Raw genomic sequence first — 13556 nt, 5'->3', positions numbered from 1 at the left:
CCGCCACCCCATTAAAGAGAGATGCAACAGCCTCCCGATATCGACCAGTTCGCCGATCTTGCCGAAGCGGCCTTCAACGAATTACCCGACGGTTTCCGCCGCATGTGCGGCAATGTTTCCATCCGTGTCGCGGATTTTGCCGACAAGGAGACCCTTGATCATTTCGGCATGACCAATCCGTATCAGCTCTCGGGTCTCTATCACGGGGTCGATCTGACGCAGAAATCGGTGAGCGACCCGATAGCCTTCCCCGACCAGGTCTGGCTCTACCGCAAGCCGATCCTGAGGGAATGGGCACAGCGCGGCGATGTCAGCCTGAAATTCCTGATCGCCCATGTTCTGGTCCACGAAATCGGCCATCATTTCGGCCTTTCGGACGAGGACATGCATGCGATCGAGGAGGCCGCCGGCTAGGCGCGGATCAGGCCTCATACCCCCATTTTTCCACCCACGGATCGAGCACGGAGCGCGCCGGTTCCAGGGCAAAATCATATTTCCGCCATTTACCGATGGAGGATGCATAGAGCGGTTTGACCACTTGCGGCGCCGACGGCGTCTTGATCCGCTTGGTCTCCGCTTTTTCGCGATAACCCGCGACCGCCTCGTCCCAGTCGAGGCCAAGAAAGGCGATCAGGGGCGCCATCACACCGCGATAATCGGCAACGACATCTTCATAGCGCACTGTGTGGACCGGCACGGCATGATCGGACGCCAGCGCCGCCTGACCGGCCCGCATGGCCGTATCATAGAGCCGGGCGCACTCACCGATCTCCAACGTGCGATACATTTCCGGATTAACGGCAAAGCGTTGCTGGAAGGCCGAAAAGACGCAATCACGCGGATCGCGAAGACACAGAATGATCTTTGCATCCGGGAAAACCCGCATCAGCGGCCCCAGCCAGACGAGATTCATCGGATACTTGTCGATAAAGACATGCGCGCCGTCCGGCGGGCCGGCTGGCCGCGCCGCGCGCCAGTAGGCCGCGCGCAAGGCGTTGATCTCCTCTGCGCCGAGCGAGGACAGCCGCGCCAGACGATCCGGCGTATCGCCAACCGCCTGAATGATCGGCCCGATCGCATCCTGTTCTTCCAGTGTCTCTATGCCGGGATGGGCATCCAGCATCTGCTCCAGCAGCGTCGTGCCAGATCGCGGGAAACCGACCTGAAACACCGGTGCAGGCCCGGTCAGATGCTCCGCCGACAGAGGTGCCGGATCATGCGCAACAAACCAGTCCGCCAGACGCTCCGCCGATGCCAGCGAACGCGGACCATCATATCCGGCAAACCGGCCGTCCCAGCTTTGTCTCTGGATCCGGTTGGCGCGCGACCAGGCCTCGAACGCCGCCGGATAATCGTCCAGCTTGTGACAGGCCTCCCCCAGCCGCCCCCAGGCGACGGCAAGTTGCGCCGGAACGCCTCTGGCCTGTTCAAGAAAGCCATCGAGACAATCGCGGGCGTCCTTCGCTTCACCGGTCGCAAGCGCCAGACCCGCCTTGGCGGAACGAACCAGAAGAGCGTTCTCATCAATGACGGATGCCCGGGCGAGAAAGTCCCGCGCGCGATCATGGTCGCGCAGCGTCAGGCAGAGCGAGGCGGACAGGGCCGGCGGTTCGGCGTTTTGCGGTTGCAGCGCCGCAAGCTTTTCGTAGGCGCTCAGGGCCGCCTCGGGATCGGTCTCGGCCAGCAGCCCGGCCAGATTGCCCAGCGCTGGCGCATGCTGCGGTGCCAGCGCCATGACCCGTTCGAAATCCCGCCGTGCACCGGCCACATCGCCCATATCACGGCGGCACAGACCGGCCATGTTGATCAGGTCCGGCTGGTTCGCGATGCGCTGATTGAGGAAATCGAGGATACGCAGCGCATCCCCGGCGCGGCCGGAAAGGCGCAAGGCACAGGCATTGAGATAATGCGCATTGGCGTCATTGGGATTGGCCTTCACAGCCGCCTGACTGGCCTGCAAGGCCAAGGCCGCATCGCCCGCATTCAGCGCCGCCTGGGCCTGTTGAAGCAGGGCGCTCATGTGCCGAAAGCCCCAGCAATCAACGCCTCACACCAATCCGGAACGGTCTGTGTTGCCGGACCATAGACGGCATGGTGAAGGTCATGCCCGCTGTCACCGGCCTCCATGGACAACTCCCAGGTCGCGGCCCCGGCGCGCGCAGCTTCTGCGGCAAACCCGGCCGCGGGCCAGACCGAACCGGACGTGCCGATGGCGGCAAAATGCGTGACCGAAGACAGGCGCTCGAAAATCTCGTCCATACCCAGCGGAATTTCGCCGAACCAGACGACATGCGGACGCAAGCAGCCCTCGCGGCCACAGGCGGAACAACTCATCGCAATCGTCAGCTCACTGCGGCAGGGTTTGAGGTCGCCGCACGCCTCACACCGCGAGCGCAGCAATTCGCCATGCATATGGATGAGGCGTTCAGAGCCCGCCCGTTCATGCAGATCATCGATATTCTGCGTCACCAGAAGAAACTCGCCGCCCGATCTCACCCAGGCCGCTTCCAGCAGGGCGAGCGCGGCATGTGCCGCATTGGGCTCAGCCTCCAGCAATCCGGCCCGCCGCGCATTGTAAAAAGCGTGCACCGCGACCGGGTCTTCGGCAAAGCCTTCTGGCGATGCCAGCTTCTGCCAGTCGAATTTCGACCAGATGCCATCCGTGTCGCGAAACGTGCCCAGACCCGATTCCGCGGAAATACCGGCGCCGGTCAGAATGAGGAGGCGGGGTGTCGTCATGGCCGCAGTGTGCCGCCTCCTGCCTCACACGCCAACCGGCGGTGGCATCTTCAGCAACGGGTCACGGCCAGGCTGACCGGCTGGGACAGAGACCCACCGGAATAGGTGTAGCGAAAACTGGCCCCGTCCCGCACCATTTGCGCGGTCATGGCATTATCGCACGTATGGGGAGGCGCATTATCCGCCAGCCAGGCCTGCAATTGCGCGCGCGTCACCGACGCGTCGATCACTTCGTAATGCAACTCGATTTCAAGCCCGTTCCGGCGCACTCCGTCCATCACCGTCGAATTGTTGATGGGCATGGGCAGTTGGGGACGCAGATGGGTCACATAGTACTGCACCCGATCGCCAACCGGACCGTCCGAGGGAAAGGTACCGGGCGTCGAAGTGGCGGCGCCGGAAGTCTCCTGCGCGCCATCATTGTTGGCGGCCCCTTGGTCCGGTTCCGAGCAGGCCGTCAATAACAGGCCACCGGCCAGCGTGGCGGATAGAAGTGTGCGCATGATCTTGTCCCTCCCTCAGACTGCCAATTCTGGACCGCTCACGCCCGCGAGAGAATGCCGCAAACCGTCGCACGGGCCGCCGGCGCACTGATCCGGTAGCCGCGCCTTCACGTAAGGTTCTGCAAACAAGGAACCCGCACCATGATCATTTTACGGTTACTGACTGCTCTTGGCGGCCTCGCCCTCGGCGGGCTGATCTGGCTGGCGTTCACGACCGGCGATTTCGGTGCGGCGGGTGCATGGCTGATGTCCGACCCATGGGGAAGGGTGACACTGTTTGATCTCTATCTCGGCTTTTTCTTTCTGGCCGTGATCATCGCATTCTTTGAAAAACACCCCTTGCGGGCGGTCTTGTGGATCGCACCCCTGCCCTTCCTCGGCAATATCTGGGCGGCGCTCTGGCTGGTGCTGGCCCTGCCGGAACTCGCCCGGCGGCTTAGAGCCTAGCTCGACTTCTCCATCAGATAGCCCAGGCAATCCGCGCGGATCGCGGCTTCATTCGTCGTCAGCATGGCGGGGGTAAAATCCCGCTTCAGGATCAGGCGGTCGCCCTCGCGGGCAAAGCACAAATCGGTCACATCCGCCCCGGTCTCGGTGGTGACGCGCACCGGATCCCCACCCGTCAGGATACGCGCAAAGGCCGAGCCCGCCGGGCGGTCGTAGAAATTCCATTTCTCCAGACTGGCGGGAAATTCCACATCGCCCTCTACGCCATGTTCAAAGACCATGCGCGCGGCCGGATCGATCAGGATGCGCCCCGTGACGGTATAAAGATCAAGCGGCAAATCCGGCGCGCCGCGCCAGTGATCAAGATGCAGCGTATCCAGCACGAGGTTGAAGGCGGCCTCTTCATTGGCAGCCACACCGGAATGCCCGCACTCCGCGGTGATTGCCGGGCAAAAGGCCGACATCGCCTCGCTACACGTGCCGGGCGGATTGTGCGTCATCATCGCATTGGGCGAAAACAGGCTGGTCAATTGCAAGTCTTCCGGGCGCTCATGATGGACCAGCGCATAGAAGGGATTGGCCCCGGTATTATTGTGCAGATCAATGGCGGCGAAAGGTTTGGCCGCGCGGACAATCTCCGTCACGCGCGCCGCAAGATCATGCTCGGGCGTATCACCCTCGCGCCAGATACGATTATAGTCCGGCCGGCCAGGGACCATGCGCACGCCCTGTTCGGCGGCGCGGACATTGCCGATGAAGATCAGAAGAGAGCGCGGCAAGGGGTGATCCGCCATCCAGGCCTGCAACCGTTTCAGCGCCTCCCAGCCGACCGTCTCATTGCCATGGATCAGCACGGAGACAAACAGGGCTTGCTTGTGGCGTCCCTCCAGCGAGATCAGAGCGCTTTCGGGAAAGACGCTGCGCACATCGCGCGCGGCAATGCCCGACAGGTCAGGCAGGGCCTCAAGCCGGTCAATCGGAAACTCTAGATGCGCCATGTATGAACGGGCCGTCCCTTTTGCTGGTGCTCATAATAGGCCGCGACCAGACCCTGGAAATCCCGGCCATGACAATTCACCCATCCGCGCTGCCAGGCCGCGCCATTCTGACCCGACTTCGCGCGCTCGCGAATGGGATTCAGAACCGCCGAAGCCTCATGCTCAGGAACACCCGAAGCCATCAGCCCGTCGCGTGCCGCCTCGACCAGCTGATCGTGGATCAGGCGCTGGACATCATGCAACACGCCGTCCGTCCATTGCACCGACGCCCCCAGGCCGCGCCGCGCACAGGCATAGAAATTCCCCCGCGCCGCCGCAAAATCCATGTCTTTTTCCGGTGGCACGTCCAGCGCCGCCAGATGCCGGGTCAGGCCGATGAAGAAGGCGGCATTGGCGACCATATCGATCGCCGTCGGCCCGGCAGGTGTCACCCGGTTTTCAATACGCAGATGCGGCGTGCCGGAACAATCGCCGCCGACAATGGGCCGGTTCCAGCGCCAAAGCGTGCCGTTCTGCAGCTTGAAATGCCGCAATTTTTCCGGCGGCGCGTCCTCGATCAGCGGCAGCAGGGCCTCATGCCCGTCGAGGTTTTCAAGGAAGAGCTCCATCAGGCTCTTGCGCAGCCAGCCCGCCCCGAAGGTGACCCGCCCGACCTTCGCACCATCGCGGCCCCGGAAAGAAGGAATGCCAATCGCCTGTTCAAAGGCGGGAATGCGCGTTTCCTCCCACAGGCGGCGGCCATAAAGGAAAGGCGAATTGGCGGAAATGGCGGTGACCGGACCGGCGGCGATCTGCGCGGCATTGAACATCCGCGCTTCTTCCTCACCGGGATTGACCGTCAGATGGGTTTGCAGGGAGGTGCAAGCCGCCTCGATCATCAGATGGTTCTGGGCGAGCTGCAATTGCTCGCGCCGCGCGATCTCGATCTCGGTCGGCTTGCCGCGCACCTTCATGACCTGCTCGTTCAGCGCCTTGTAGCGGTTGGACGGCGTCATCGTGTCCAGCGACAGCATGTCCTGGATCAGGGTGGGCGGCATGCCGATCATCAAGGGTTTCAGGCCCAGCGTGTCCGCCGCTTGCGTGCAATCGTCCCAGAGTTTCTCGATCTGGTCCTTCAGCTTCGGCAGCCCGCCGGGCAGGGCGTGGGGATCGAGATTGAGCTCGAAATTGAAGCGGGCCAGCTCATGCGTCGCCAGAGGCTCGTCCAGCTTTTCAAGAAAAGCCTCGTTCTCCGGCGCCGGCAACCAGTTGTCATCAATCAGCCAGGCCTCGACTTCCGCTCCGATCATGGGCGGATCAAACGTCTCGAAGCGTTGATCCCGGAAACAATCGGAGACAAGCCGTGTCTCGGCGCGCAGGCGTTTCAGAAAGGCCGGCGCATCGACATAGTCGCGATCATTTACTTCCTGCCCCATGCGCACCCTCCCCGCAAAGCGACTTTAGACGCGATCATCGCCTTCTTCCAAGTGGCGGATGGCCGCATTTCTTGACATTCCTGCTGCAGGCGCGTAACTCCCGCCGCTCACATGCAAGCAGGGATGCTTGCCTTGACCGGCACGCGATGTCGGCGAGGTCCCGCGGTCGGCGAAGTTTTCGCTCACCGGGGTGGTATTTCCTGTGTCTGCATAATGCGGCAATGGAGACGGGCGAACACATGTTCGACGCTTTAACAGAACGGCTTTCCGGGGTTTTTGACAGCCTGACCGGACGCGGCGCGCTTTCAGAGAAAGACGTCGACAAGGCCCTGCGCGAAATTCGCACCGCGCTTCTGGAAGCCGACGTTGCCCTGCCCGTCGTCAAGAGTTTCATCGCCGGCATCAAGGAACGCGCGATTGGCGAGGATGTCATCCGTGCCGTCGCCCCGGGCCAGCAGGTCATCAAGATCGTCCATGACGGTCTGGTGGAATTGCTGGGCGGGACAGGCGAACCGGAAGGTCTGTCGCTGGACGGGGAACCGCCCATCGTCATCCTCATGGCCGGTCTGCAGGGCTCGGGCAAGACCACGACTTCCGCCAAGCTGGCGCGCCGCATCCAGACCCGCGACAAGAAGAAGGTCCTCCTCGCCTCGCTCGATACGCGCCGCCCGGCGGCGATGGAGCAATTGCAGCAGATGGCAAAGCAGGCCGAGGCCGGCTTCCTGCCCATCGTGGCCGGACAGGGTGCCGTCGACATTGCCAAGCGCGCCCTGCAATCGGGCCGCCTGCAGGGCTATGACGTTATTATCCTCGATACCGCCGGCCGCACCTCCATCGATGAAGACATGATGGCGGAAGCAAAAGCGATTTCCGATGTTGCCCGCCCGCGCGAAACCCTTCTGGTCGCCGATGCGCTGACCGGTCAGGATGCCGTTGAAACCGCGCGGCGCTTCCATGAACGCTTGCCGCTGACCGGTCTTGTCCTGACCCGGATGGATGGCGATGGCCGCGGCGGTGCCGCCCTCTCCATGCGCCATGTCACCGGTCTGCCGATCAAATTCGTCGGCACATCGGAAAAGGTGGACGGCCTCGACGGCTTCGATGCCAAGCGCATGGCCGGCCGCATTCTGGGACGCGGCGATATCGTCGCGCTGGTTGAACGCGCCGCTGAAGACGTTGATCAGGAAAAGGCCGAACGCCTCGCCCGCAAGATGGCGAAGGGCAAGTTCGACATGGACGACCTCGCCGAGCAATTGAAGCAATTGCAGAAAATGGGCGGGCTGGGCGGAATCATGGGTCTCCTGCCCGGCATGAACAAGAAGATGCAGGCCCAGGCCGCAGCCGCCGGCATGGATGACAGCCTTCTGAAAAAGCAGGGCGCAATCATCTCCTCGATGACGAAGCAGGAGCGCAAGAAGCCGGAACTGATCAAGGCCTCGCGCCGCAAGCGGATTGCCGCAGGCGCCGGCGTCGGCGTGCCGGAAGTCAACAAGCTTCTCAAGATGCACCGCCAGATGGCCGACATGATGAAGAAGGCCGGCAAGAAAGGCCCGCGCGGCATGATGGCCGGTCTGACGCCTCCGGGCGGCGGCGGTCCCGATCCGGCACTGATTGAACGCATGAAGGGCGGCGCGAAAAGCGGCGGTCTGCCCGGTCTTCCCGGCGCGGACAAACCGGCCTCCGGCGGCTCCACCCTGCCGGGCCTTGGCGGCGGAACGCCGCTGGGCCCTGATGGCCTCCCGATCGGATTTGGCAAGAAATAATCACCTGAATATCCAACGAACAACACTCAAGGAAACTGAACCATGGCACTGAAAATTCGCATGTCCCGCGCGGGCTCCAAGAAACGCCCCTTCTACCGCATCGTGATTGCTGACTCGCGCTCCCCGCGTGATGGCCGCTTCATCGATCGCGTCGGTTCCTACAACCCGATGCTGCCGAAAGATGCCGAGCGCGTGAAGCTCAACATGGAAAAGATCGCGGAATGGTATGCCAAGGGCGCCCGCCCGACCGACCGCGTCGCCCGCTTCATGCACGAAGCTGCGCCCGAGACCTATGCCTGGAAGCATGGCGACAACCCGAACAAGGGCAAGCCGGGCCAGAAGGCACAGGAACGCATCGCCGAGAAAGCTGAAAAAGAAGCCGAGCTGAAAGCCGCCGAGGAAGAAGCCAAGGCCGCTGCCGCTGAAGCCGCGGCTGCTCCGGCTGAAGAAGCACCGGCTGAAGAAGCACCGGCCGAAGAGGCTGCTGCTGAAGAGGCTCCGGCCGAAGCTGCCGAAGACGACAAGAAAGAAGGCTAGTTTTCGTCGACGCCATTCTTCCCCTCCCCCCTGTGGGGAGGGAGCGGTCTTTTCGCCGAGGCCCTTCGAGGCTGACTGCGTCAGCACCTCAGGGTGAGGTAGATGGTGAAATATGATTTACCTCATGCTGAGGTGCGAGCGATAGCGAGCCTCGAAGCACCCGGCAGGACTTGGCCATGACCTCCAGACTCATCACCATCGCCCAGATCAAGGGCGCGCACGGCGTGAAGGGTGAAGCCCGTTTGCGGTCCTTCACCGCAGACCCGGCGGCCTGTTTTACCTATGGGCCGTTTCTGGACGAGGCGGGCAAGCCTATCCTGACGCCGGTCAAATGGCGGCCGGTGAAGGATGGCTTTGTCGTCACCTTCAGGGAAAGCCTGCAACGTGAAGCCGTCGCCGCCTTGCGCGGCACAAAGCTCTTTGCTCCGCGCGAAGCCCTGCCGGCGCCGGATGAGGACGAGTTTTACATCACCGATCTTCTGGGCCTGGAAGCCATCGCTCCGGACGGCTCACCCGTTGGCAAGATTGCCGCCGTCCAGAATTTCGGCGCCGGCGATCTGCTCGAGGTCGAGACACCGTCAGGGCGCGTCTTTGTCGCCTTTACCCGCGACGCCGTGCCCGACATCTCGCTGAGTGACCGCAAGGTGACGGTGATCCTTCCCGAAGACGACGAAGACGATAATACTGAAAAAGGCTGACACCTCCCTGAAATGGTTGCTAGGGTTGCAATCAATCTTGGGGAGTATGTGTCATGGAATGGATTTTCGGCGTCCTGTTCGCCAGCCTGATGGTGCCGCCGGAGGATGCGGCAAATGCCCCCCGGTCGACGCCATCTATTGTGATGTTACCTATCAGACGCGCAGCGGTCGGGCGATCCGCATCCGCCCGGATGTTGAAAACCGCGAAGTGATGGAAGAGCAGGTCCGCCAGCAAATGCGGTCCGCCCTGCCCACCCTGCGTGATCTCAGCATTCGCGACATGTCCGGCCGGATCTTCTTCGTTCGCGAGGAGCATGAAGACGGGGCCTATTGGCGCATCCAGCCGGGCGTGATTTCGCGGATCAATGCCTATTATCCGCTGAACGCCTATGAAAGCGGCATCAGCGGCGCCTGCCGGGCGACCTATGACATTATCGAAGGCACGCCGGAAAATATCTGCATTCGTTGCCGCGCCGAGGATTTCCGGGGCGAGTTCATCCGCGAAATGCGCCGCGCCATTCGCCGCTCCTATTTCGTCGACACCGACACCCCTTTCTCCCAGACCTTCAGCGTGGATTTCCCGCATCCGGAAAATCCCTCTCCCGGCTTCCCGGACGTCCCGGATTGTTCCGATAACGAGGACTAGGCGATGATCGGGGCCATTCTCGCAGCTGCGCTTCAATCAACGGCCGTTGCGGGCCCCTATGAATGCCAGGTCAGTTTTGACACACAGCGCCGCAATGCCCGGAATCTCTCCATCAACTGCCCGCATGGGATGCCGGACCGGGCCGGTGCCGAAGCGGAAATCCGGCGCCAGATAGAGACTGCGGACCTGCCCCGATCAAATTTGCCGGTCATGACCGATGTCCTTACTTTCGGCGTTACCGATGCGGGAAATACACAATGGTATGTGACCAGTATTGTGCTCGACACGGTCTTTCCCCAGACACCCTCGGCGGCGCTGAACGCCGACATTCACGGGGAATGCGCCGTCCGCTTTCACGTGATTGAAGGTGAGGTTCAGGCGGCTGGGTCGCGATGCCTTGATCCGGCCCATGACCGCTATTTCGAACGCAGCAATGCGGAGGCTGTCGAAGGCCGGACCTATACCCGCGGCCTGCCAGTTCTGTGCGGCTGGATCGCCTATCAATACAATGTCACGGATGACATGCCGCCAGTCCCCGAGGTTGAACCGCCTTCGTGCGAATATCCGGACGGCTATGAGGCACATTTTCCCGAGCCGCTTCGTCCCTATATCGATCTCGTTTCCCGATTTGATTCCGTTGCCACTGACGCATTTTACGACCCGCAATCCGGACGGGCGTATTGCGAACTGGAACTCGCAGCGATGGAAGGCGGCGGGGCGGGTTTGCAGCTGCGCTGTCCGCAGAACGCACCCGACCTCGGCGCCTTGCAAGCCCTGATGGGGCAGGCCCTCGGCCAGGTCGATCTGGGCGTTGAATCCCACAATGGCTATTATCTCGAAGATATTCTGATGGCTGATTATTCCCCGTCGGGTGGCTGGCAATTGCCAGAGGGCCAGATCATTCTGACGCGCTTGCCCGCAGCGGACGAAGACATGCAGCGTCGCCGCGCATCCGGCCATTGCCGCGCCGGCATATCGCAGGGGCCAACGGGCCGCGCCTCCGGCGACAATATTGCCTGCGTGACCTCGGTGAATCCGGGGCGCAACCCGTCGGTTGTCGCCTTTCTGAACAACGATTTGCGTTCGCTGATCGAGAACACAATCTGGCTGCCAACGGGGACCCGATACTGTATCGAGCGGGATTTTCTCTACGAGAATCCGAACGCGATCCAGTCGCGCGGCACACCCGGAACCAATCCGGATGAGCTGCCTGATTTTTGTGAAGGGGAGAGAGACCAATGATAGAGCTGTTGCTGGCCACTGTGCTTCTCGTGCAGGACGTCAAGGATCCCGATGCCGCGCCAACCGACCTGGCCAATATGCCGGAACTGGCGGGTGACGCGCTGGGCGAGGATGGCTTTGCCGGACAGGGCGAGCTGGATGCCAGCTTTGTCGAACCCGAACGCTATTCGGGGCCGCGCAATGTGGTCTGCACCTGGTCGTTTCAGGCCGGACGGCGGCGTCCGCGGGATCTGGAAGTCAGCTGCCCGGCCGGAGATCTGACCGCGGAGGTCGAGGCCCGCGCCTATGAGGTGATGAATTTTGAAACCCGCCGCAATACCGACAGCCAGATGCGCCGCGACACGGTGCGCGGACGCCTGTTGATGCGGCGCAATCTGAACGAGCCGGACCGGCCCGACTGGCTGGCGGAGACGACCATGGTTCTGGGCGCGGTGCCCAGCTATCCCAATTCGCAGGCCCGGCGCGGTGCCCCGGCGATCTGTACGATCAGTTTTCACGTCATCGACAATCAGGCCGAAACACAAGGCGTCACCTGTCTGACGCCGGGTCTGGAAGAGGCCTTCGAGCGGGTCTCCGGCAGCGTGGTGGAGCGCTATGTCTTTGTCGGCGACGAGGACATCTATTGCCAGGAAACCAGCCTCTCCTTCTGGTTCCAGCAGCGCATCAACATCCCGGCCCCGCCCGCCCCGCCGTGCGAAATCCCGCTGGAGGCCAATTAATGATGATCGAACTGACATTCGCCCTCTTGCTGCAGACCGCAGCGCCGGCTGAAGTGGCCTGTGATCTGGATATCAAGACCCGCATACGCGGCGGAGAGCAGCGCATCGTCGAGGTGGATATCGGCTGTCCGCCCGATATCGCCGATGCAGCCGCGCTGCAGGCCGCCGCCGAGGCCGCCGCGGGCACGCTGGACACCAGCCGCCTGCGCCATGCCCAATTGCTGACCGCAAGCGAGGTCTGGTTCCAGCGCGCCGCCGACGGCAGCTGGCAGGCCGTGCCGGGGCAGGTCATCATCTCCATCCCGGCCACCATGCCCGTGCGCATGATGATGGACGGCTATCGGACCGTCTCCTGTTCCTGGGCGGTGCAGCCGGATTATCGCGGACGCCCGCGCCTGCCGCAGAACAGCTGCTATGTGGATGGCAGCGTGCGCCCCGCCAGCGCCATTCGCACCGCCGATGACATGATCTCCGACCTCCTGCGCCACACCCGCTTCATGCCGACCACGGCGGAGTATTGCTTTCAGGACGAGGTCCGCGCCGTGTCGACCGCCATCGATGTCACCGGTGGACGCTATAACAATGACAATGACATCGAACCGGACATGCGGCCTCTGCCGCAATTATGCGGATAGGAGCGGGGCGTGATCGAACTCTTCGCGGCCCTGCTTCTCCAGAGCGCCACGCCGGAAGCCCAGTGTGATGTCGTCGCGGATGTAAGCCGCCGCTTTGGCGGGCGCGAAATCACATCGCTTCATGCGGATTGCTCGAACGCGAATTCCGACCCGGGCTTGCACGCGCGAGCCAACGAGGTTCTCTCCCGGGTTGATCTCGATTTGAGATGGGACCGTGTCGGCCAGTACGCTTCTTCGATTGTGTTTGAGATGGATGAAAGCGGTGTCTGGCAACCCCTTCCGGGGCAGGTCCTTGTATTGACGGTCCCGCAATTCCCCACACGGTCCGTAGAACGCGGGAATCGCCATATGGCGTGTGATTATGCGCTCTGGCCGAATGCGTTGGGTCAAGCTGTCAACATCAACTCGACTTGTTGGCTGGATGGTCCCGATACAGATCACGATCGGCAGCTTGCTGCGCGGGCGATGAATGAAGCGCTCGAGAATTCGCGTTTTCTACCGCTCGATTATGGATATTGCTTCACCGATGGCACGTCCGTCACGGCGCAGGTTGTCGGAGAAAGACCTGCACCAGAAATGCCGGCTCGCGAGGAGCCAGAACGTTCCGGCCTTTGTAGTACGGGAGACGAGTAATGATCGCCGCCGCCCTCGTCGCCCTGACCCTGCAATCGTCGGAATTCATCGCCACCTGCGATGTGGCCTTCACCATCAACCGCACCTTTGCCGATGATATCGAGGTGAGCTGCACCGACACCGACGACATTGCCGGTGCCGAAGCCGAAGCGCTTCGCCAGGTCAGCTGGGAGCGCGACTATTCGGAGTATCTGATCGAGCGCAATGGCGACCGCATCGAAACCACGCTGACGCTTTATGGCGACCGCACCGATGACGGCATTGACTGGTGGGGCGAGAGCCAGCTGCTCGTGCGTCTGCGTACCCAATATCCCATCCGCGCCAATTTCGCCGAGGCACGCGCGACCTGTATGGTGGTCTATAATGTCCGAAATGGCTTTACGCGCGTGGTCGATTCCAGCTGCAATGCGCGCGAGCAGGCCGAATCCTTTGGCCGGTCCGCGCGCAATACGGTGCGCCGGTATATCTACAGCCGCGGCCGCGACGTCGACTGCCTCATCCTCGGCATCAACTATATGATGGATGGTGGCGACGATCCGGACTGGCCGGCCACGCCCCCTTGCGAGGCGGAGGACTAGCGG

Annotated in this window: 15 protein-coding genes and 1 pseudogene; 11 read left to right on the top strand and 5 right to left on the bottom strand. The window is 62.3% G+C overall.

All coding sequences use genetic code 11. The annotated features are described in order from the left end of the window. The first annotated feature begins 21 nt into the window (after nt 1–21). Complete coding sequence (locus tag P0D52_RS00255) at nt 22–414, top strand: metallopeptidase family protein (RefSeq protein WP_394693451.1); 393 nt, start codon at nt 22–24, stop codon at nt 412–414. Between the two features lie 7 nt (nt 415–421). On the opposite strand, the gene P0D52_RS00250 is transcribed toward P0D52_RS00255, so the two are convergent. Genes P0D52_RS00250 through P0D52_RS00240 form a run of 3 tightly spaced genes read right to left on the bottom strand, consistent with a single transcriptional unit; the run spans nt 422 to nt 3242 of the window. Further along, on the bottom strand, nt 422–2020 hold the full coding sequence (locus P0D52_RS00250; RefSeq protein WP_394693450.1) for a tetratricopeptide repeat-containing sulfotransferase family protein: 1599 nt from the start codon (nt 2018–2020) through the stop codon (nt 422–424). Further along, nucleotides 2017–2739, bottom strand: a complete 723-nt coding sequence (locus tag P0D52_RS00245; protein WP_394693449.1) for a Sir2 family NAD-dependent protein deacetylase — start codon at nt 2737–2739, stop codon at nt 2017–2019. The genes P0D52_RS00250 and P0D52_RS00245 overlap by 4 nt, the downstream gene beginning before the upstream one ends. Before the next feature lie 50 nt (nt 2740–2789). Next, nucleotides 2790–3242, bottom strand: coding sequence for a hypothetical protein (locus P0D52_RS00240; RefSeq protein WP_394693448.1), 453 nt, complete (start codon nt 3240–3242; stop codon nt 2790–2792). A gap of 141 nt (nt 3243–3383) precedes the next feature. Here P0D52_RS00240 and P0D52_RS00235 point away from each other — a divergent pair, with 141 nt between their 5' ends. Next, on the top strand, nt 3384–3689 hold the full coding sequence (locus P0D52_RS00235; RefSeq protein ID WP_394693447.1) for a hypothetical protein: 306 nt from the start codon (nt 3384–3386) through the stop codon (nt 3687–3689). Here the strand turns inward: P0D52_RS00235 and P0D52_RS00230 are convergent. After that, nucleotides 3686–4687, bottom strand: coding sequence for a succinylglutamate desuccinylase/aspartoacylase family protein (locus P0D52_RS00230; protein ID WP_394693446.1), 1002 nt, complete (start codon nt 4685–4687; stop codon nt 3686–3688). The genes P0D52_RS00235 and P0D52_RS00230 overlap by 4 nt on opposite strands. Further along, nucleotides 4675–6102: a glutamate-cysteine ligase family protein gene (locus tag P0D52_RS00225; RefSeq protein ID WP_394693445.1), complete on the bottom strand. Its 1428-nt coding sequence runs from the start codon at nt 6100–6102 to the stop codon at nt 4675–4677. The genes P0D52_RS00230 and P0D52_RS00225 overlap by 13 nt, the downstream gene beginning before the upstream one ends. A 239-nt stretch (nt 6103–6341) precedes the next feature. Here P0D52_RS00225 and ffh point away from each other — a divergent pair, with 239 nt between their 5' ends. The 9 genes and pseudogenes from ffh to P0D52_RS00180 all read left to right on the top strand — a co-directional run bounded on the left by ffh (nt 6342) and on the right by P0D52_RS00180 (nt 13553). Further along, nucleotides 6342–7865, top strand: coding sequence for a signal recognition particle protein (ffh, locus tag P0D52_RS00220; RefSeq protein WP_394693444.1), 1524 nt, complete (start codon nt 6342–6344; stop codon nt 7863–7865). Between the two features lie 42 nt (nt 7866–7907). Next, the gene (gene rpsP / locus P0D52_RS00215) at nt 7908–8402 is read left to right on the top strand and encodes a 30S ribosomal protein S16 (protein WP_394693443.1); all 495 of its coding nucleotides are present in this window, start codon (nt 7908–7910) and stop codon (nt 8400–8402) included. Nucleotides 8403–8578: 176 nt separating this feature from the next. Continuing rightward, on the top strand, nt 8579–9100 hold the full coding sequence (gene rimM / locus P0D52_RS00210; RefSeq protein WP_394693442.1) for a ribosome maturation factor RimM: 522 nt from the start codon (nt 8579–8581) through the stop codon (nt 9098–9100). 58 nt (nt 9101–9158) lie between these two features. Further along, nucleotides 9159–9746, top strand: a complete 588-nt coding sequence (locus P0D52_RS00205) for a hypothetical protein (protein ID WP_394693441.1) — start codon at nt 9159–9161, stop codon at nt 9744–9746. A 455-nt stretch (nt 9747–10201) separates the two neighbouring features. Continuing rightward, a pseudogene (locus P0D52_RS00200) lies at nt 10202–10267 on the top strand (hypothetical protein); the annotation flags it as partial. Between the two features lie 717 nt (nt 10268–10984). Beyond that, nucleotides 10985–11707, top strand: a complete 723-nt coding sequence (locus P0D52_RS00195) for a hypothetical protein (RefSeq protein WP_394693440.1) — start codon at nt 10985–10987, stop codon at nt 11705–11707. After that, entirely contained in the window at nt 11707–12342 is a 636-nt protein-coding gene (locus P0D52_RS00190; RefSeq protein WP_394693439.1) for a hypothetical protein, read from the top strand. The genes P0D52_RS00195 and P0D52_RS00190 overlap by 1 nt, the downstream gene beginning before the upstream one ends. Before the next feature lie 9 nt (nt 12343–12351). Continuing rightward, nucleotides 12352–12975 (top strand): hypothetical protein, encoded by a 624-nt coding sequence (locus tag P0D52_RS00185; protein WP_394693438.1) that lies wholly within the window; start codon nt 12352–12354, stop codon nt 12973–12975. Then, entirely contained in the window at nt 12975–13553 is a 579-nt protein-coding gene (locus P0D52_RS00180) for a hypothetical protein (protein WP_394693437.1), read from the top strand. Before P0D52_RS00185 ends, P0D52_RS00180 begins: the two co-directional genes overlap by 1 nt. Nucleotides 13554–13556 lie beyond the last annotated feature (3 nt).

The sequence above is a fragment of the Hyphobacterium sp. genome (assembly GCF_043584775.1).
In the GTDB taxonomy this organism is placed as follows: Bacteria; Pseudomonadota; Alphaproteobacteria; order Caulobacterales; family Maricaulaceae; genus Hyphobacterium.
This window is presented reverse-complemented; position numbering and strand designations above follow the sequence as displayed.